The organism is Loktanella agnita, from assembly GCF_046640325.1.
GTDB classification, from domain to species: Bacteria; Pseudomonadota; Alphaproteobacteria; order Rhodobacterales; family Rhodobacteraceae; genus Yoonia; species Yoonia agnita.
Window position 1 is genome coordinate 117,640 of sequence record NZ_JBJMBF010000009.1, and the last position, 20,123, is coordinate 137,762.

The window sequence follows — 20,123 nt, forward strand, 5'->3', positions numbered from 1 at the left end:
AAGCATTTCAAAAGAACAACCGCACAGTCTTTCTCAGACCTACGTGCGGCCACGAGATCAGCTTTCACGATTTAAAACATCGATTTCATTGCTGGGTGGGAGGTGGCATTGTAGAAGTGGCGTGCAGTCGCTGACTGTCGCTACTCCGTCAGCAAACCTTCAAGGTATTGTCCGTAATCATTCTTGGAATACTTCGCAGCCTCGGCCGCCAGCCGATCACCTGTGATCCATCCCTTGTTGAACGCGATCTCTTCGGGGCAGCCGGTTTGCATGCCCTGCCGTGATTGCAGGGTGCGAACGAAGTTCGATGCATCCAGCAGGCTGGAATGCGTGCCCGTGTCCAGCCAAGCAAAGCCACGTCCCATCGTCTGCACGTTCAGCTTCTGTTCAGCCAGATAGCTTTGCAGCAATGTGGTGATTTCCAATTCGCCACGCGCCGATGGCGTGATTTGGCGCGCACGGTCAGGCGCCGTCTCGTCCAGAAAGTAAAGCCCGGTTACAGCATAGCGTGAAGGTGGATTTTGCGGTTTTTCAACGATCTCTGTCACTTGACCGGTCGCATCCATGGCCACAACGCCATAACGCTCCGGATCGGACACATGATACCCAAACACCGTTCCACCTGCCCCGCACATATCGGCAGAGGCCAAGAGCTCTGGCAGCCCATGCCCAAAGAAAATATTGTCGCCCAACACCATGACAGACGGGTGGCCATCGAGGAATTCCTCACCCACCAAATACGCCTGCGCCAACCCCTCTGGCTGCGGCTGAACAAGATAGGTCAGCGACACCCCCCATTGCGACCCATCGCCCAACAAGTTCTGGAACTGCGCGGCATCCTGCGGCGTCGTAATAATCGCAATCTCACGAATGCCAGTCAGCATCAGAACCGAGATCGGATAATAAATCATCGGCTTATCGTAGATTGGCATAAGCTGCTTGGAAATGCCCATGGTAATCGGATAAAGCCGCGACCCGGTGCCACCGGCAAGGATCAGACCTTTGCGCTTACTCATGGCTAACCCTTTCGCAAATCTCGCGCAGCGCAGTGGCCCAGTCAGGGCGGGTGATACCAAATTCGCGCTGCAAATCACGGCAATCCAACCTGCTGTTAAGCGGGCGCACCGCAGCAGTCGGATAATCGGCAGTGGCGATATCATGCACGTCAACGCTCTGCCCGCTGCAAGCAAAGATCGCGCGAGCGAAATCTGCCCAGCTTGTGTCGGGCGTGCCCGATAGATGATAAATCCCTGGCGCGCCGCGACCCGCAACAAGCCCCTCTGCGATTTTCACACACGCTTCCGCAATATGACTGGCAGGGGTCGGTCCGCCGATCTGGTCGGCAACGATGCTTAACTGATCCCGCGTCGCGCCAAGCCGCAGCATTGTGGTCACAAAGTTCCGCCCTACCCCGTCAAAAACCCAAGATGTCCGTAGCACTACGCTCAGGCCTCCAGCAGCCATCACCGTCTGCTCACCAGCCAGTTTGCTACGCCCATAGGCATTGATTGGACCAGTTGAATGGTTCGGACGCCACAGGGCATCCCCGCTGCCATCAAACACATAGTCACTGGACAGGTGAATAAATGGCAGGTCACGCAAAGCAGCGGCCCGTGCCATCACGCCCGGCGCGACAGCGTTGACTACAGTTGCAGCAGCCTCTGCCGCCTCTGCCCCATCAACATCAGTCCAGGCCGCAGCATTGATCACGGCGTCAGCATCAGTGTCTCGGATATGTGCGGCACAGCTATCAGGATTGGACAGGTCAGCAGCAGCCCGATCCAGCGTCATGACATGCGCACGAGTCACTTGCGACAGCGCACGGGCAACCTGCCCGCTTTGCCCAAAAATCAGCAATCGGATCATGCTGTCTGCCCCAACCGCATCCCCACGCCATCACGCTCAAGTAGCGGCTGCCACCAATTGGTGTTTTCCAGATACCAGCCAACGGTTTGCGCCAAACCATCCGCTAGGGTGTAAGACGGTGTCCAACCTAGATCATCCCGGATACGGGTCGCATTAATCGCATAGCGCAGATCATGGCCCGGACGGTCGGGCACATGCGTCATCAACCTTGCATGCGGCGCAGCGGCGGGACGTCGGGTATCAAGTATCGCACACAGCTTTTGCACCAGATCGATATTGCGAACCTCTGCATTCCCGCCGATTCCATAGGATGACCCCGGCCCGGCATGGGTTAAAACAAGAAGCAGCGCGCGCGCGTGATCCTCCACATGTAGCCAATCACGCACGTTCAGCCCGGCCCCGTAGATCGGCAATGGCCGCCCCGCCAGCGCGTTCAGGATCGTCACCGGGATCAGCTTTTCGGGGAATTGTCGTGGGCCATAATTGTTAGAACAATTCGTCAGCAGCACCGGCAACCCATAGGTTTCACCCCAAGCGCGGACCAGATGGTCACTGCCTGCCTTTGTCGCTGAATAAGGCGAACGCGGATCATAGCACGTATCCTCATCAAACTGACCCGTGGTACCAAGGCTGCCGAACACCTCATCCGTCGAAATATGGTGGAAGCGGAAGTCTTGTGGTTTTCCACGGCGCTCCCAATAAGAACGGGCCACCTCCAACAGGTTGAACGTCCCCATGACATTGGTCTGCACAAAGGCCGCCGGCCCGTCGATGGATCGGTCTACATGACTTTCCGCTGCAAGATGCATCACCGCATCCGGGCGATGGTCGGCAAAAACCTGGGCAAGCGCAGTCCGATCGCAGATATCCACCTGAGCGAACTTATATCCGGGCCGGTCAATGACATCAGAAAGGCTGGCGGGGTTCGCGGCATATGTCAGGCAATCGACATTCACGACGTCATGGCCATCTGCCAACGCCATGCGCACAACGGCTGACCCGATAAAGCCCGTGCCGCCCGTGATCAGGATTTTCATGATGACCCCTCGTAGATGAACGGGCTATCGAGCGCGGTAAAGGACGGTGCGGCAGCATCCTTGTCAGACAGCACCGCCTGCTCGACAGGTATGCCCCAGTCGATCCCAAGGTCCGGGTCGTCAAAGCGCACCGATCCTTCCGCGCCTGGGGCATAAACATGGGAGCATTTGTAAACGACCTGCGCATTGGGTGTTCGCGTCACGAAGCCATGCAAAAACCCTGCGGGGATGAAAATCTGCTGTCCACTCTCGGCCGACAAATCAACGCCAACCCACTGCCCATAACTTGGGGAGCCCCGCCTGATATCAACAGCCACATCCCAAATCGCCCCGGCGATCACCCGGACCAGCTTGGCCTGCGCGGCAGGCGGGCTCTGAAAGTGCAAACCACGGACCGTGCCTGCCTGACGACTGATAGACTGGTTGTCCTGCACGAATTCTACATCCAACCCATGTCGCGCAAGGGTCTGCCGGTTGTAAGTTTCACAAAAGGCGCCCCGCGCATCGTCGAACCAGCGCGGTGTAATCACTCGCACGCCGTCCAACGCCGTTGGTTCCAACATTCCACCTGCCCCAGTGTCAGTTTCGAGCATAGACATCCTCGTAGCGCAGAATGTCATCTTCACCCAGATAAGCACCGGTCTGCACTTCAATCATCACAACGTCAACCTTACCGGGATTGGTAATCCGGTGCACCGTGCCAAGCGGAATGTAGATCGACTGGTTTTCTGTCAGCAGACGTTCTTCTTCGTCCAGCGTGACGCACGCGGTGCCCTGCACGATAATCCAATGTTCAGAGCGGTGGTGGTGGCTTTGCAAAGACAAGGCCGCACCCTGCTTAACCATGATGCGTTTGACCTGAAACCGGTCACCGATGGCAAGGCTTTCGAACCAACCCCAGGGCCGGTAATCCTTTGGAAAGCTTTCGGCCTGACGTATCTTTTTGGCCGACAGAATCTCGACTGCCTTCTTCACGTCTTCGCCACGGCCACGCTGGCTGACCAGCACCGCATCCGGGGTGGCAATGGCGATGATATCGGTTAGGCCGATCCCCACGATCTCCACCCGCTCATCCTCTGACCGCAGCAGTGTGTCGGTACAGTCAATGACCGTGGCGCGGCCACTGGTGGACACGCCGTTCTCATCGCGGCCCAATTCGGTCCAAACCTCGTTCCAATCGCCCATATCGCTCCAGCCGCCATCAAAACGGACGGCAAAAACATTCTCCGCCCGTTCCGTTATTGCGTAGTCGATAGAGATGTTTTCCGTCTGGGCCCATGCATCGGGGTCCAACCGGACAAACCCAAAATCATCACAAGCGCCCTGAAGTGCGGCATCGACCTGTTGCACCATTTCAGGCGCATATTGATCAAACGCAGCGCGCGCGCCTTTCACCGACATCAGATAAATCCCGGCATTCCAGAGTGTGTTTCCCTTGTCGATCAGATCCTGCGCAGCCTCTTTATTAGGCTTTTCGACAAAACCCGACAGTGGCACCGGACCATCACCCCCCGCCTCGGCAAGTGTCAGATAGCCAAAACCGGTTTCGGGTCGGTCAGGGGTAATACCGAATGTCACAATACTACCCGCTTCGGCCTGCGCGCACCCGCGCACGATGGCGGCATGCAGCGCGGCGCGGTCATTCACCGCGTGATCCGACGGGGCAATGACCATCACAGCATCGGGGTTCTGTCCTGCAAGAAACAAAGTCGCGGCCAGCACAGCAGGCGCTGTATTGCGGCCCTCTGGTTCTATCAGGATCGCCTGCGGTTCAATCCCGATTTCCTGCAATTGTTCGATCACAATAAACCGAAAGGCGGCGTTGGTGACAATCACAGGCCGGCCATAGCCATCGCCTGACAGGCGCAGCGCGGTGTCCTGCAACATCGTATTTTCACCCACAAGCCGGGCGAATTGCTTTGGATAGCTTTTACGCGACATCGGCCAAAGCCGCGCCCCGACCCCACCACAGAGAAGCACAGGCGTTAACATATCAATATCCCCCTTTTTACAAATAGCACAATTTATGCGTTAACGCGAAGGCCGCGCCGCACGCTGATAGGCTGCAATCAGCGGCGTCACCTGATGGTCCCAGCTGAGCTCTGTTTCGATCCGGTCCCGCCCAATGCGACCCATCTCGGCCCTGCGATCTGGATCATCAAGCAGTGTGATGATCTTATCGGCCATATCAGCAGCATCATTCGGCGCGGCATAAAGCGACGCCTCACCTGCGGAATACCGCCCTTCGGTCACATCGAACTGCACAATGGGTTTTGAAAATGCCATGTATTCCAATATCTTATTCATGGTTGACTGATCGTTCATCGGATTCACCCGATCAGGGTTCACACATAAATCCGATGACGCCAAAACCGAAAACAGGTCATCATCCGGGGCACGGCCTGTCATGGTGACATGGTCAGAAAGCCCCAGTTTAACAGTCATCGCACGCACCTCTTCCAATGCTGATCCGCCGCCCACCAGTACGAACTGCACGTCATATCCACGCTCGAAAACGACGATGCGCGCCGCCTCTAGCAGCAGATCAAGCCCTTCTTGTTCGCCCATCACGCCAACGTATCCCACAAGATGTTTGCGCCCGTCGCGCCACTTCGGATCTGGATCGGGGAAACGCAGGCGCGTCAGGTCGGGGCCAGAGCGGACAACAAAAACATCCTCAGGCTTTTTCCGACCGCGCGTCATCGCAATCTTACGATAGGAATTATTGGTCGAAATCACCACATTGGCTGACATAAACGTCAGCCGCTCGAATAATACCATCAACCGCCAGAAAAACCCGCGCTTCCCAAATTTCGCCTCGTAAAGCTCTGGGTTGATGTCGTGATGATCAAAGATGTAACGCTTGCCGAATAGCCTGAACGGCAGCGCCACAAGAAAGATCAGGTCCGGCGGATTGCAGCCTTGGATCGTATCGAACCCGTGTCGGCGCAACACCAGCAGCGCCAGCCGCATTTCATGCCAGAGCGCGGCACCATATTCCGCCAAATAGCCCATCGCGCCCTTCGCCTCCAAGGGCAGCGGATGACGGTATATATGCACACCATCCAGCTCTTCATAGCGCGCATCGTATCCCCGGCCAATTGGGCAGATTACAGACACCAGCGCCCCGGCAGCCGTCAGCGTCAGGCATTCGTGCCAGACGCGGCGGTCAAAAGGCAATGGCAGGTTTTCAACGATAATCAGGACCTTGCGCCCGGCAAGCGGCTTGGCACGGCTGACAGCTTCGATCTGACGTTCGTGGATCATTGCAGCGCTCCGATATCAACAAGCGGGGTGTCCCCGGTAAGCTCCAACTGCTCCGACGTCGCATTGGCCACGATGATACGGTCATAGGTGGTTGACTGGGCGTGCTCATTGCTGACCAGCAAACGCTCCAACGTCGGTAACTGGCTGAAGGCATAACCAAGGTTCGCGCCAATCAGCATGTCCGCCTTCACCGCAGGGTCAAACACATCAAGCGCATAGCCCGCGTGCAAAATCTTTCGCGCCAAATCGACATTGGGACTTTCACGTAAATCATCGGTGCCCGCCTTAAACGCCAGCCCGACCAAAAGTAGCTTCGCGCCCGCAGAAACGTCACGGGTCGCATGCTCAAATATCATGTGCTTATGCGCCTCATTTGAACGCAAAAGGCTGTCTATTAAGTGTAAATTTGATCCCGTATCCGCACCAATATACTGTAGCGCGCGCACATCTTTTGGCAGACATGAACCACCAAAAGCCCCGCCCGGACGCAAGTAATAAGGTGAAATGTTCAGCTTTGTATCGCTGACAAAAATCTCGTGGACTTTCTTGGCAGAGATACCTGCGTTCAGGCACGTACGCCCGACTTCATTGGCAAAGGCAATCTTGACCGCATGCCATGAATTATCGACGAATTTGGTGATCTCCGCCTCTTTGTAGCGGGTCAGGAACACCGACGCGTCAATGTTTGCATTCAGCATCGACATCGCCGCATTGGGCTTTCCATCCACCGTGCCGATCACGATTTTTGGTGGGTGAAAGTAATCATGTATCGCACTGCCTTCGCGCAAAAATTCCGGGTTATAGACGATATCCACGTGATCTTCTGCTGGCGCGTCAAGGATCGAACGAAAGATCGGCGCGATCAATTCCTCCGTTGTGCCGGGACGAATGGTCGACCGATACGCAACGGTGAACCGGGGTAAGCTGTCGCGTTTCACGACTTGCGCGATCTGTCGGCTGACATCCGCGATAAAGCTCATGTTATGGGACCCGTCCGGCGTCGACGGCGTGCCAACGCAAACCATCGCCAAATCGGCACCCTGCAATGCGTCGCCAATTTCAGTGCGCGCGGACAAAAGACCTACCGCAAGCGCCTGCGACAGCATCTCATCCAATCCGTTTTCAAGGATTGGCATCACACCGCTATTGATTGCGTCAACCTTCTTGGCACTGACATCGACACCAATAACTTGATGCCCTTCACTGGCGATACAGCATGCGGCCGTAGACCCAACATAGCCCAGCCCCAGAATAACAACTTTCATCAATATTCCCCAAAACAATCATATCAAAATCTAGCCACGTCTATCGCGTTGCACCCGAAAATTGAGCGCCGAAACCAATCTCATAAAATGTCATAACGTCACGAAAAGCAATAAATTACTGCGACAGCGCCCAATCTGCGGGGCTAAAAGGTCATAGAATACAGCATTGCACCTTACACAGCATGAAAATCACCGCTTTGGCCGCAAACGAAATGCAAAATTCCGGGGCCGCAGCAAATGCAACAGCGGGATCAGCGGCAGGCGCAGCCCCCAATGCCACGCCCGCCCGCGTATCAATGTGGGCAGATGACGAAAGTAGATCGCATAGGCCTGTAGCGGATGACCCTTGGCAAATGCGATCCGTGTGGCGTGGCTGACCGAATGCGCCAACAGTCGAGCGCGTGTCGGGTTACCTGACCGCCCACCCGGATAATGCCCTGCCTTTTCCTGTGCCAGCAAAAAGGCCAGCCCCTGCCGCACATTCGTGACATCTCCTGTCAACTGATCAGTGCCCTCAACCTGATGCGCCATCATAACAGGGGCGCGCAGCAATGCACAGCCAAGCCCCAAGCCGCCCGCACGCAAAAATAGATCCGTATCCTCTGCTGCGTTTACCTGTGTGGTAAAACCGCCCAGTGCCACGAACACATTGCGCCGGATCACCGCGTTGCAACTGGCAAAGCGGATGTGGCGTGTGTACCCGGCAGCGGCCACCACGTGCGGAAAATGTTCGATCTGCAAAGTGGCATCGGGTGCAGAAATCGGCGCATCAGCAGCAAAATCCTGATGTTGCAGGAACAGTAACGCTACATCATTCGATTGCGCGATCGCTGCCAGAAGATGCGGCAACGTGTGGGAAAACCAATAATCATCACTGTCCAGAAACGCCAGATATGCGCCTTGCGCCTTCGCTGAACCAGTATTGCGGGCCGCACCCGGCCCGGCATTATTCTGGGTCAACACCTCCCCCGGATGTCCGCTCTCTGCGAGCGCACGACGCGCAGCATCCGCGCTACCATCGGTCGAACCATCATCGACAACAATGATTTCAGCCTCCGTGCCGCGAATGCTGTTGATCGCACGCACGACAGCACGTTCGCGGTTATAAACGGGAATGATGATAGAGATTTTCGGACGCACAGAATCTTATCCGGTAAATTGAAAAGGCAAATGCAAATTGATTCGTCGGGTAAAGCCCGTTAATCTTAGCCTCATTTACAAAGCGGATGTCAGATATCTGCGATTATTTTCTTTGAACTACTTTTGGAAAGGAATGCCCATTGCCCAAGGTTTCCATTGGACTACCCGTTTGGAACGGCGAAAAATACCTGCCCGCAGCGCTGGACGGGATCCTGTCGCAGGATTTCACCGATTTCGAACTGCTGATTTCGGACAATGCCTCCACGGATACTACAGCTGAAATCGCAACCAGCTACGCCGCACGCGATCCGCGCATTCGCTATATACGGCAGCCGCGCAATTTAGGTGCAGCAGGAAATTTCAATGATGTCTTTCATCAAACAACGGGCCCCTATTTTCGCTGGGCCGCCTATGATGACGTCATCGCGCCCGGGTATCTGTCTGCTTGTGTGACCGCATTGGATGCGCAACCGGATGCGGTGTTGGCCTTTCCGCAAACAATGGCAATCGACTCCGAAGGGCGCGCGCTTGGCATTTACGACGCCGTGACTCGCACGCAGGGCCAAGGACCAACAGGCCGCTTGGATGACCTGATCGGCCCCGGCGACCATAGCCAATCCTACTTGCATATGTGTTTCCCCGTGTTCGGGCTGATACGACGCATAGCACTACAGGACACCAGCCTGATCGCGAATATGCCACGCTCTGACAAACTGTTGTTGGTCGAACTGGCATTGAAAGGCGCATTCGCGGAGGTGCCCGAACCGCTTTTCTTGCGCCGCGAACACGCGGCTGGCTCAGTCATTTCCGCCGAAGGGGCCGCCAACGCGGCAGAGCTTGAACGCCGTCTCGCGCATTGGTTTGATCCGCAAAAAGGCAATTTCTTTCCCGCCACGACAACCCGACTTGGGTGGGGATACCTGCGGGCTGTACTGCGCACGCCGATGCGCGCGGGGCAAAAATGGGGCTGTACAAAAACCCTTCTCGGCTGGGCGCGTCAGCATTTCCGGATCATCGGTGGTGAGATCAAGATCGTGCTGCGCGAACGGCTGTCCGCGTGGCGGTATCGTATTTTTGGACAGCCAGCGGGCCAGCAAAAACAGCGCTAAAACGGCACAAACGGCGGCAGCAATGCGATACTCTCAGAAACAAGGCCCGTCAGCCGCGCGTCCGCTTCGGCCTCTGTCTCACCTTCCGCAATATCCGTGACATAACGGACCAACGCGCCGTCGGTGCGGCCCCGGATAATGCCATCATAGATCACGACCAGCTTGGCCGCGACGTCATTTGTCATCCGGCGGCCCCGCTGTTCGAACCAGTAATAGACCAGCTGCCGTTGCAATCCATTCTGAATCACGGCGCGATTGACCGCGAACGTGCCATAGGCGCTGTCAGGAAAACTCAGGCTGTGGTGGTCAAGGCTCGCCACCTCCCACCCGTTCACAGGCAGGCAAACCTCTGGCGAATGAATGGCCGATCCATCCGCCTGATCGCGGTACCAAGCAACAAACAGATTTACCGGGGCAGCCGCCTGCGCCGCACGATAGGTAATATCAAGCGTATCATCCGCCCCAAGCACCCCGGCAATCCCCGGTTCAAGCCCGCGACGCACGCCTTGCCAGTCACCCAGATCGACGGGAAACAGCACGAAAGGTTGCCGTGCAATCTGTCCTAGCGGCTTGGATTGCACCGCCACTGCCAGTGCAGAGGCGATCACCCCTGCGGCAATCACCCCCAGCAGGCGGCGACTATCTGGCAATTCAGCGAAACGGGCGGCGGCGCTGCCCAAACCCGCTGTTTCGATCATCAACATATGGGCCGGACGATCCGCACGCGGGATCGTCATGAACAACAGCCACGCCACGACCAGCAACAGCCCAATGCAACTGGCAAAGATCACCCAGCCTTCGAACAGATGGATCAGCCCCTCGGCCTGCGCGATGCCAAAGCGGTCGACCGCAATTCCGACGATCCCAATCCTGATCGCATTCAGCAAAACCGTAATCGGGCCCGCCGCCAGCACCAGCAACCAACGATGTGCACTAGGACCATTATACAGCAGCGCCAGAACGATCCCAAGCGACATGACAGGGATCAGGTATCGCAACCCCGAACAGGCCTCGGCCACTTGCAACTGGTAGACGCCCAGATCAATAACATTGCCTTCCAGATAGACTGGCACCCCCGCCTGCGCGATCACCCAAACACCGATTTGCGAGGAAACCAATTGCAGCCAGATCGTAAGCTTCCAGTAAAGCACCTGCGGAAGCGGCAGCATGAAAACCAAAAGTGCGACAGGAATCAAAAGATGTCGCCCGCGCCAGCCGCCTGCCAACAGCAGAACCATGCCGCCGATCCAGAAGATCAGCCCATATGCAGCGATATCGCCAACCCGCGCCGCTGTCCCTAAAACGCCCAGCATCAGTCCAAAGACAAGCACCACAGCGCCCGGCCAGACAGGGTCTTCCTCACGGCCCCGCGACGGAAGCGTATGCACCGCCCTTAGAAACAGATAGATCGCCAGAACCACGATGGCCGGGCCATGGCTGTATTCGGCGGTCATCCATTCCCGCAGCAGCGTTTCACCCGCCAACCAGAACACAGGCAGGGTGATCAGCACGGCCACGACAACCAACATTGGCGCTGGCCGCAATTGCCGCGCTGCGCGAAGACCTAGCGTCGCCATTAAAAGCCTCGCCGCAGTGCGATGTAAACATTTGCCGCTGTATCAGCATCAGACCCGTCACGGTCGGACCGATCAACCCCAGCGCCCACCGCCGCAACCCAGTCACGCGTAAAATCATATGCCAGATCAATGCCAACATTGGCGCGATACGTGGTATCACCGCCCGCAGACAGGTCCTCCACCTGCGCCAGTTCGGTCGACAGCGTCAACGTCAATGGTCGGTCAAGCTCTTGACTATGGCGCAGGCTGGCGCGCGTCAGAACCCGGTCAGTTTCATCATCACTCACTCTGACAGAACGCGACGCCGTAATGCGCAGTTGGCTTCGCGATAGATCCTCTTGCCACTCAATCTGGCCGATCAAAGCCGGATCCGTCGCCGTTTCGCTGACGCCAAGGGCAAAAGATAGAACACCACGCGGCCGCTCGGCCACACGCCCGAAACGCAATGTACTGCGCTGAAACGGATCGTCTGATACCCAAATCAGATCGGCACTATAATCAGCCGTGGCTGTCTCTCGCGTAGCATTCAGATGTGTTGTGACACCGTCAGTGGTACGGCTTGTGCCACTTTCAGTAATCTCAATGCGTGTGGCACGAACATCGCCCCCCAGTGTCGTGGTTGCGTCCAAATGGGCCGTCAGCCCAAAACCGAAGTTGGTGCTTTCACGCTCGGTCTCTTCCGCATCATCGGCCCGATAAAACGATCCGCCCGCAACAAGATGCGCCGCAAGAGCAGGTGAAACAGCAAGACGCAGGTCGGCGTCCAGCGTATATGTTTCCTTGTCCGACAGCGTGTCGATTTCAACATCTTCATAGCGCAGGATTTGCCCGCCTGTCGCCAGCGTCAGCCCCAGTGGACGGTCGATACCCAGCACCAGATCGGCGCTGTAATTGCCGCGCGACAGCGTCCCGGTATCCGCAGTCAGCGCATCCGGGTCGATGATACCGCCATCTTCGGGCAGGATATCCCCGAAATAGACCGCACTGCTCTGGTAATTGGCACTCAAGCCAACGCGGCTGCGGCTGCCGTCGCGGGTATAAGCAAGGTCAGTGCTCTGCCCCGACAGACCATAACAACCCGATGCATCCGAACAGCCAAAAGTTCCGGCAAGACCGAAGGTCAGCGATTGGGTCCGGGTTGCAGTGGTGTACCCCGCATCCAGTGACTGGGTCAGGACAATCGCGCCGGTTTCACCATTCGGATCAGCCGGAAGGTCCTCCCCACTGGTCAGGCGGGTCTCGCTGTTCAAACTGAACCCGCCGCCATCTTGGTCTTGCGCAGAAAGCGGCAAGACCAGCATGGTCAGGATCAGACAACTCGTTGCGGCATGGCGCATGTCAGCCTAGCCCCGCTATTCGAACAGGGCGCGTTCGGGGATGACAATCACATCACCTGAGAGCAGCCGCGTATTGCCCATGCTTTCACCGCCGGCCAACGCATTATCATAGTTGAACGGATAGACGGTTTCCTGCCCTGTCCGGCCATCGGTACGGCGCAGCTGGATACGCTTCGTCGCAGCAAAGCGGGTCATCCCCCCGCTTTCAGCCAAAAATTGCAAAAGCGTGGTACCGCCGGACACAGATAACTTACCCGGGCTTTTAAACTCACCCAGCGCAAAAACGTCGATGGTTGCCGGACGGCGTGCGACCGGGGCGGAACGTTCCGCAAGGCCGGTGACCGCGACCGTGACCGAAGGCACGCTGACGAAATTCGGCTGTAGCGCGGCGGCAATCGCCGTTTCCACGGCAGAGACACTCCGTCCCCCCGCCTGCACTGACCCCGCGATGGGCAGGTTGACCGACCCGTCCGGCAGGACCAATACCGATCCATTGACCGTCTGATCTTCCAACACCCGGACGGACAGCGTATCACCGGGCCGGATGCGATATTCCCCCTGCGCGATCGCGGATGTCGCCCCGGCGCATAGCAGCAGTACACCAATAAGAATGCGAAACATGGCGTATATCCTTTCGTGTTGTTTTTCGGCGCGCGTAAAAAGCGGTTTTTTGTCAATGCTTTGGCCAGATCGTATTTCTCTAAAGATTGTCATTGCACCACCGCCGTATCCTGATCGAGGCGGGCCAAGGCATCGGTCGCCTGCTGGCGCAGCGCTGTCTGATCCGGCTCAACCACATCCAATGCAGCCATGTAATAGGCGCGCGCTTGCGCGGCTTGACCCGCAGCCACCAATATCTGGCCAGCCCTAAATTGGGCCAGCGCACTACGGGGTAATTCACTTGCAGCGGGGACCTGATAGGCCAGCGCAGTATCCAGATCGCCCTTGCGGAACGCGACCCAACCATAGGTTTCGCGAAATTCCGGCTGTGGCATGTCTCGCAGACGTTCCGCAATCACAGCGGCACGGTCCAGACTTTCAGGATCATCGCGATATGTGGCCAGCAGGTTCGCCAGATTGTTCACTACAGTGGGGATCGCACTATTGACGGCAAGGATGCCGTCATAGGTACTGATCGCCGCCTCGATCTCGCCTGCGTTTTCCAACAGGATACCGACCTTCCAATGCAGCTGCAGCGCACGGGGCAAAGCCGCGACGCCCTCACGTGCGGCCACTAGCGCAGCTTGCGGATTATCCATCGCGCGCAATGTCTCAATCAGGTTCAGCCACAGCTCTTGGGATTGAGCATTCTCCGCAAGCATACTGCGATAAAGTGCAACAGCCTCACCCGGTTGCCCCTGCATCCGTGCCAGCATCGCCAGCCCTAACTGCAACGGGCCATTCTCTGGAAAATCCGCAACCCCCTGCCCGGCAACAGCATAGGCCTGCGCGATATCCCCCACTAAAATCTGCGCCCGGATCACCGCAATGACGGCTTGCGGGCCATCTTCGATTTCAGCGGAAATTGCATCCAGCGCCGCCAACGCCTCTTCGCCCTGCCCCTGCGCGATCAAACGATTAGTACGCAATGAATTGGCAGCGGCGACTGCATCCGGCGTATCAACCGCGCGCAATTGCACTTCAACGGTTTCGGCACGCACCCATGCTTCGGTGCGAACATAGAGCTCACCCAGCGCGATCAACACGCCCGCATGCGCAGGGCGTCGTCGCCGGGCCTCTTCCAGCACATTAATCGCAACAGCCAGCCGGTCATCCGCCGCGAGGAATGCAGCATAGTTTAACGCATCCTGCGCCCCATGGTCCGCGCGTTCAACCGCCATGGCCAACATTCGCGCCTGTAGATCAGGTTCAGCGCGCATCCCATGCGCCTGCGCCAAAAGACGCAATATCTGAACATTGTCCGGTTCCCGATCAATCGCGCCGCGCAACAGGATGATAGCCTCATCCGTTTGGCCCCGATCCAGCAGCCACCCCGCACGCAGCACATTGGCCTGCGTATTGTTCGGGTTGCTCTGAATAACCTCGGCAAGCACCACCTCTGCCGCGTTCCTTTGGCTTGTGGCATCAAGCATTATCGCCAATGTTGTCTGAAACCCTGCACGGATCGCCGCATCTGGGGTGGTCTCTATCAGATCGCGCATCATATCGATTGCAAGATCCTTGCGGTCTGCATCGAAATGCAGCGCGGCGGCCATCGCGTGAAAAACATTCGGGTCGGCCACATGCGCAATCAGCGTCGAAATTTCCTCCAACGCAGCATCAGCGCCATGCAGTTTGGCAACCAAACGGACCAGCACCATAGCTGCCCCCATGTCCCCGGCCATCGCCCAGTCATGCAACGTGCGTTCAGCGCCTGAAACGTCATTGGCCAGGTACCACTGTACCATCTGCCCCTGTAGCGCCTCGTTTTCAGGGAACTGCCTGATGAGATTCTGAAAACTTGCTGCGACATCATCTTTGCGACCCATGGCATCCAAGATACCGATACGCGTCAGATGCGGATTCAGCTGGTCAGGACGATCCTTAATCACCGCCTCGGCCAGTGGCAGTGCGGCTGCGTAATCGCCCACGCGGATCGTGCCATCCAAAATGACATCATCAAGCACATGTAAGCTGTCAACCTTTGACCGCAGCGCCTGCGCGGCAGTCAAAGCTGCAAAACGCGCTGTGGGCGCATCCGCGATAATCGCATCATAATAATCGACAACGCGACCCAAAGCGCGGACCCGCAGATCATCGGGCGCAACTTCGGTTGCACGGCTGATCTGATCGCGGGCGGCAGCCCAGGCACCCGCATCAATCTGCATTTCAGAAAGCAAAATGCGGGCATCCAGATTGTCCGGATCCTGTTCAAGCAAGCGCAGATACTGGCCAGAGGCTTCGATCACGTTGCCGCTCTGCAGCATCAGCTGCGCATAGGTTTCGCGGGCCTCTAAATTCATCGGATCGTATTTCAGCACATTACGAAAGGCGACCGACGCTCTCGCGACATCGCCATCCGCCGTGAAACCCAACGCCTGCGCATATGCGTGCGCAGCACGCGTCGCATCATCCTCATGAAAATAGAGCGCCAGCCCGGCCATCACAGCCAGCACTACAGAAATTCCGCCCAGTATCTTCACAATATTTACTCGCTTTTTCGTTCAGGTCAGGCGACCCTCGCCGCCCTGGCAATCACTCGCCAGAGCAGGCAAACACGACCGCAAATGTTTGTAGAATAATTCGCAGGTCTGTCTTTAGTGACAGCGTTTCGTAATAGTCACTGTCGTAGCTTGCGCGCGCAGCAAACGTGGAATTACTGCGTTCGGACACCTGCCACAAACCTGTCAGACCCGGACGCATGCTCGCATAATCTGTGCCGGGATAGATGGCCCATTGATCCGGCATCATCGGGCGTGGACCGACAAGCGACATTTCACCGCGCAGGACGTTCCAAAGTTGCGGCAGCTCGTCCAGCGACGTCTTGCGCAGCAAGCGACCAAAAGGCGTCACACGCGGATCAGGCCTAAGTTTCTGGTGCTTTGACCAATACGCGGCTTTCACGGGATCTTTCGCAAGTATGCCAGCCAGTACAGCATCACCGTTCGGCACCATACTTCGCAGCTTGATCAAGCGAAAAACCTTTCGGTTCCGCCCCAGACGTTGCTGGAAATAGAAAGGCGAGGCACCGTCCAACACGCTGAGAAGACACATCAACAGCATCAATGGCACAATCACAGGCGCTGCAAAAACTATGAGCGTGATATCAAGTGTTCGCTTACCGTAACGCTCGTAAAATCGCGCCTTGCGCAATAGGCGTGACAGCGATCTTGAATCCGATGTAGCAACGTCAAAACTGTGATCTAGTCTTGTATATGACATAAAAATAAAACCGAACCGGCCCCCGAAAAATTACAAATTTATTGAATTAGGGATTAATCACCCCTAGGTATTCTTCTTGATACTAAAATTGGCACCGATCCACATATTCAAATGCGCGGAACGGCAATTCATTGGCAGGGAATACTGCCAGAAAAACGACTTTAACAACGTCACCAATGACCTATCGAACACATTGTTGACACATTTTTTGCGCAATTACTAACAAATAATTAACGAAATTATCGGTAGGTTGCCTTATATGCTGTTTTTTATGGGCGCCGGGACGGTGTTTTTTGGGAATCGCGCCAAGGGAGATCAGCACACGCCAGCCTCACAACCGCGAATCAACTCAATCCAAGCGAATCGATACTCATCAACAATTTATTAAATTTACGCCTATCCGGCGAAAATAATTACCGACATGACACCTAGGATGTATTGAATGAAGAACTTCGGCAATGTTGCCAGTGTATTCGGGTTCGATGACCGGCCCTTCAAGCTGCTGCCCGATCCAAATGTCATTTTCTGGTCCCCGCGCCATGAGCACGCGTTTGAGACTCTGCGCTACGGCCTGACCTCTTGTGCGCCAATTACCCTGCTCACCGGCGAGATTGGCGCGGGCAAAACCACCCTCCTGCGCAAGCTAATGGAAGAAACCGCCGAGGATCTGATCATCGGACTGGTCTCTAATGTGATGGGTACCACCGATCAGCTATTGCACTGGATCCTGAACGCACTGGATGTCCGGATCGAAAGCGGCGCGAGCTACGTCACACTGTTCCAGACCTTACAGGACTTGCTCATCGAACACTACGCAGCCGGGCGGCGCGTCGTACTGATTTTTGACGAAGCACAAAACATCCGTAGTTCGGGTCTCGAAGAACTGCGGATGCTCACCAATATCAACTCTGGTGTTGACGAACTGCTTCAGCTCATCCTGATCGGCCAGCCAGAGTTGCGTGATACGATCAACCTCCCAGAGCTGCGCCAGGTCAAACAACGCGTCGCGGCAAACTATCATCTGACATCAATGGGACCGGAAGAGACCACCACCTATATCCGCCACCTTCTGCGCGCCGCCGGTGGCACGGGAAACGAAATTGCCGACGATGCCATATCAGACATCTTTACCGCAACCCAAGGCACACCGCGCCTGATCAACCAGCTTTGCAATTTCGCCATGGTCCGGGCAGCCACAACTGCGGAAAACCCGGTCAGCCGCAAAACAGTGACCGATGTACTGGGGGACGGAATGTTCCTGCCCTATAGACTATTTCAACAGGAAAAGACCTCATGACGTTCGACCTGCGACATTATCTTGCCGTTCTCAAACACCGGTTCGGGCTCTTTCTTTTGGTGGCGGGCGCGATTATCGGGCTGGCACTGACACTCGCGATAACATTGCCGACCGTTTACCGGGCAAATGCCAATCTACTGGTCGAACCTTCGCTGATCCCGGGTGACCTTGCCGCTTCGACCGTGCGCACCGACGCACTGGAACAACTTCAGATCATCCAGCAAAGGCTTTACGCACGCGGCACGCTTCTCGATCTCGCCGCGACGTTGGATATCAAGGCACCGGGGCAGATACAGACACCTGATCGCCTCCTCAGGCACATGCGGGACTCTATCGTGCTGGACATCCGCTCTGGTGGGCGCGGACAGGCGACACTTGTGGCAATCAGCGCCGATGCGACAGAGCCGCAACAGGCGTTGGCCATCGCTAACGCCGTGGTCAGCTTTGTCCTGACCGAAGATACCGCCTTTCGGACAGAAATGGCCGGGCAGACTTTCAGTTTCTTCCAGAACGAAGTGGTCCGGCTCGGTGAAGAACTTGACGCAATCAACGCGGCGATCCTGTCTTTCATGAATGAAAACGTGGACGCGCTGCCAGAAGGCGCAGAATATCGGTTCAACCGACAATCCATCCTGCAAGAACGATTGGCCCAAATCAGGCGCGAGCGCACGCAATTGACTGAACAGCGCAACCGCCTGTTAGAGGTGTTCGAGGAAACAGGTCAAGTGCGCGTCCCGGACGCGGTGCCGATGACACTGGCCGCACGCGAATTGCAGGACGTACGCGCAGAGCTAAACCGCAATTTGGCCGTCTTTTCCGAAACCAACCCAAGAATTAAATTACTACGCGCACGGGTCGCCCAACTCGAAGCGCAGGTAGAGGCAAACGCAGCAACCGTCGTGCCTCCGACCACAGGCACCACGCAGGTGGACGTGCAACTTGCCGAACTGGACGCGCGACAGGAACAGCTGGACGAACAGATTACCGCGGTCGAAACCGAAATGGCCGAAATCGACGCCGCCATTCGCGCCACGCCCGCCAATGCGATCGCGCTGGACGGGCTGGAACGGAACTACGAAAACATGCAGGCGCAGTATAATGCGGCCGTGGAACGTCTATCGACCGCCGCCACCGGCGAACGGATCGAGGTTTTATCCAAAGGGCAGCGCATTTCAGTTGTCGAACAGGCCGTGCTACCGCGGAGCCCGGTTAGCCCCAATCGCATACTGATCGTTGCTGGCGGGCTCAGCCTGGGGCTGGCGCTAGGGCTGGCGGCAGTTTTCCTCTTGGAAATGCTGCGCGACACGGTACAGCGCCCCTCCGACCTGACGCGGACCTTCGGCATCACACCGCTGGCGACGATCCCCTATGTGACCACCGGGGCCGAGCGTTGGCGCACAAGGTTGTTCTGGTCAGCAGCCATCCTTGGAACGCTGCTGGCAGGCTTCGCGATCATCATCTTCTTGCGTGGCGGCTTGGGCGCGGTCTTCGACATCATACAGGCAATTGCACGGACATAGGATTAGAACGATGGAACGAACGCAGAATGCGATCAAAAAAGCGCGCGGACAGCGCAGCACAAAGAAACGGGCGCATATCAGCCCAAATTCCGAGGCGTCAGATGATGCATGGCGTGCACTGCGCCGATTTACGCCTGCGGCGGCACAACTCAAACACGCTCGAATTATCACCTCTGGCTTGGACCCGGCGCAGGTGTCTGTTGATATTTTGCGCACGCGTTTGCTACAGCAAATGCGGCGCTCCGGCTGGACAAAGCTGATGGTCACCTCGGCTGGCAGCGGCTGCGGCAAATCGACCACCTGCGTCAATCTCGCGATCAGTATCGCGCGGCAGCCCGAAATGCGCACTATACTTCTTGATTTCGATCTGCGCGCGCCCTCGCTTGCAAATATTTTTGGCTATCGCAGCGCCATCGGTACCGCCAGTGTGCTGGAAGGCCGCAAAAGCTTTGCGGATCACGCCGTCTGTATTGGCAGCAATCTGGCAGTTTGTATGGGAACAGAGATCAGCCAAAGCCCCGCCGAAAGCCTGCTGAACCGCAGAACGCATGACCTGATCGCACAGATTGAAGAGACCTACGCACCCGACCTCATGATCTTCGACATGCCACCGATTTACTCAAACGACGATACCGCCGCCCTCGCCCCTGCGGTCGACTGCGCATTGGCCATCGTCGCTGCCGAAGAAACCAAAATGTCCGAAATCGACAGCTGCGAGCGTGACTTGGCAGCAATCACCAACGTGGCGGGGTTGGTCGTGAACAAATGCCGCTTCCCCGAACTCGGCCAAGGCAGTACGGACCCATCCTATTGACGGGCTCAGCTT

At 56.7% G+C, this 20,123-nt stretch carries 17 protein-coding genes; 4 read left to right on the forward strand and 13 right to left on the reverse strand.

Features of this window, described 5'->3' with window-relative positions:
• Positions 1–140 precede the first annotated feature (140 nt).
• The 8 genes from rfbA to ACJ5NV_RS12160 all read right to left on the reverse strand — a co-directional run bounded on the left by rfbA (position 141) and on the right by ACJ5NV_RS12160 (position 8,575).
• A complete protein-coding gene (rfbA, locus tag ACJ5NV_RS12125; protein WP_411644030.1) occupies positions 141–1,016 on the reverse strand; it encodes a glucose-1-phosphate thymidylyltransferase RfbA in 876 nt (291 codons plus the stop codon).
• A complete protein-coding gene (rfbD, locus tag ACJ5NV_RS12130) occupies positions 1,009–1,866 on the reverse strand; it encodes a dTDP-4-dehydrorhamnose reductase (RefSeq protein ID WP_411644031.1) in 858 nt (285 codons plus the stop codon). The genes rfbA and rfbD overlap by 8 nt, the downstream gene beginning before the upstream one ends.
• Positions 1,863–2,903, reverse strand: coding sequence for a dTDP-glucose 4,6-dehydratase (gene rfbB / locus ACJ5NV_RS12135; RefSeq protein WP_411644033.1), 1,041 nt, complete (start codon positions 2,901–2,903; stop codon positions 1,863–1,865). The genes rfbD and rfbB overlap by 4 nt, the downstream gene beginning before the upstream one ends.
• Positions 2,900–3,496, reverse strand: coding sequence for a dTDP-4-dehydrorhamnose 3,5-epimerase (gene rfbC / locus ACJ5NV_RS12140; protein ID WP_411644035.1), 597 nt, complete (start codon positions 3,494–3,496; stop codon positions 2,900–2,902). The genes rfbB and rfbC overlap by 4 nt, the downstream gene beginning before the upstream one ends.
• Entirely contained in the window at positions 3,483–4,895 is a 1,413-nt protein-coding gene (locus ACJ5NV_RS12145; protein WP_411644037.1) for a mannose-1-phosphate guanylyltransferase/mannose-6-phosphate isomerase, read from the reverse strand. Before ACJ5NV_RS12145 ends, rfbC begins: the two co-directional genes overlap by 14 nt.
• Before the next feature lie 39 nt (positions 4,896–4,934).
• Positions 4,935–6,170 carry a glycosyltransferase family 4 protein gene (locus ACJ5NV_RS12150; RefSeq protein WP_411644039.1) on the reverse strand — a complete coding sequence of 412 codons (1,236 nt, stop codon included), beginning with the start codon at positions 6,168–6,170 and terminating at the stop codon, positions 4,935–4,937.
• Entirely contained in the window at positions 6,167–7,435 is a 1,269-nt protein-coding gene (locus ACJ5NV_RS12155; RefSeq protein WP_411644041.1) for a nucleotide sugar dehydrogenase, read from the reverse strand. The genes ACJ5NV_RS12150 and ACJ5NV_RS12155 overlap by 4 nt, the downstream gene beginning before the upstream one ends.
• A gap of 189 nt (positions 7,436–7,624) precedes the next feature.
• Positions 7,625–8,575 carry a glycosyltransferase family 2 protein gene (locus ACJ5NV_RS12160; RefSeq protein ID WP_411644043.1) on the reverse strand — a complete coding sequence of 317 codons (951 nt, stop codon included), beginning with the start codon at positions 8,573–8,575 and terminating at the stop codon, positions 7,625–7,627.
• A gap of 140 nt (positions 8,576–8,715) precedes the next feature.
• Here ACJ5NV_RS12160 and ACJ5NV_RS12165 point away from each other — a divergent pair, with 140 nt between their 5' ends.
• The gene (locus ACJ5NV_RS12165) at positions 8,716–9,684 is read left to right on the forward strand and encodes a glycosyltransferase family 2 protein (protein WP_411644045.1); all 969 of its coding nucleotides are present in this window, start codon (positions 8,716–8,718) and stop codon (positions 9,682–9,684) included.
• Here ACJ5NV_RS12165 and xrtD read toward each other — a convergent pair.
• The 5 genes from xrtD to ACJ5NV_RS12190 all read right to left on the reverse strand — a co-directional run bounded on the left by xrtD (position 9,681) and on the right by ACJ5NV_RS12190 (position 16,480).
• Positions 9,681–11,213, reverse strand: coding sequence for a VPLPA-CTERM-specific exosortase XrtD (xrtD, locus tag ACJ5NV_RS12170; RefSeq protein WP_411644047.1), 1,533 nt, complete (start codon positions 11,211–11,213; stop codon positions 9,681–9,683). The two genes, ACJ5NV_RS12165 and xrtD, sit on opposite strands and share 4 nt — an antisense overlap.
• Before the next feature lie 47 nt (positions 11,214–11,260).
• Complete coding sequence (locus ACJ5NV_RS12175) at positions 11,261–12,598, reverse strand: hypothetical protein (RefSeq protein WP_411644049.1); 1,338 nt, start codon at positions 12,596–12,598, stop codon at positions 11,261–11,263.
• Positions 12,599–12,613: 15 nt separating this feature from the next.
• Positions 12,614–13,219 carry a polysaccharide biosynthesis/export family protein gene (locus tag ACJ5NV_RS12180; protein WP_411644050.1) on the reverse strand — a complete coding sequence of 202 codons (606 nt, stop codon included), beginning with the start codon at positions 13,217–13,219 and terminating at the stop codon, positions 12,614–12,616.
• 89 nt (positions 13,220–13,308) lie between these two features.
• Entirely contained in the window at positions 13,309–15,741 is a 2,433-nt protein-coding gene (locus ACJ5NV_RS12185; RefSeq protein ID WP_411644051.1) for a tetratricopeptide repeat protein, read from the reverse strand.
• 52 nt (positions 15,742–15,793) lie between these two features.
• Complete coding sequence (locus tag ACJ5NV_RS12190) at positions 15,794–16,480, reverse strand: sugar transferase (protein ID WP_411644053.1); 687 nt, start codon at positions 16,478–16,480, stop codon at positions 15,794–15,796.
• Between the two features lie 442 nt (positions 16,481–16,922).
• Between ACJ5NV_RS12190 and ACJ5NV_RS12195 the strand changes: the two genes are divergently transcribed.
• From ACJ5NV_RS12195 to ACJ5NV_RS12205, 3 genes are read left to right on the forward strand one after another with little or no spacing between them, the layout of a single operon-like run.
• On the forward strand, positions 16,923–17,777 hold the full coding sequence (locus ACJ5NV_RS12195) for an ExeA family protein (protein ID WP_411644054.1): 855 nt from the start codon (positions 16,923–16,925) through the stop codon (positions 17,775–17,777).
• Positions 17,774–19,297: a GumC family protein gene (locus tag ACJ5NV_RS12200; RefSeq protein WP_411644056.1), complete on the forward strand. Its 1,524-nt coding sequence runs from the start codon at positions 17,774–17,776 to the stop codon at positions 19,295–19,297. Before ACJ5NV_RS12195 ends, ACJ5NV_RS12200 begins: the two co-directional genes overlap by 4 nt.
• A 10-nt stretch (positions 19,298–19,307) precedes the next feature.
• The gene (locus ACJ5NV_RS12205) at positions 19,308–20,111 is read left to right on the forward strand and encodes a CpsD/CapB family tyrosine-protein kinase (RefSeq protein WP_411644057.1); all 804 of its coding nucleotides are present in this window, start codon (positions 19,308–19,310) and stop codon (positions 20,109–20,111) included.
• Positions 20,112–20,123 lie beyond the last annotated feature (12 nt).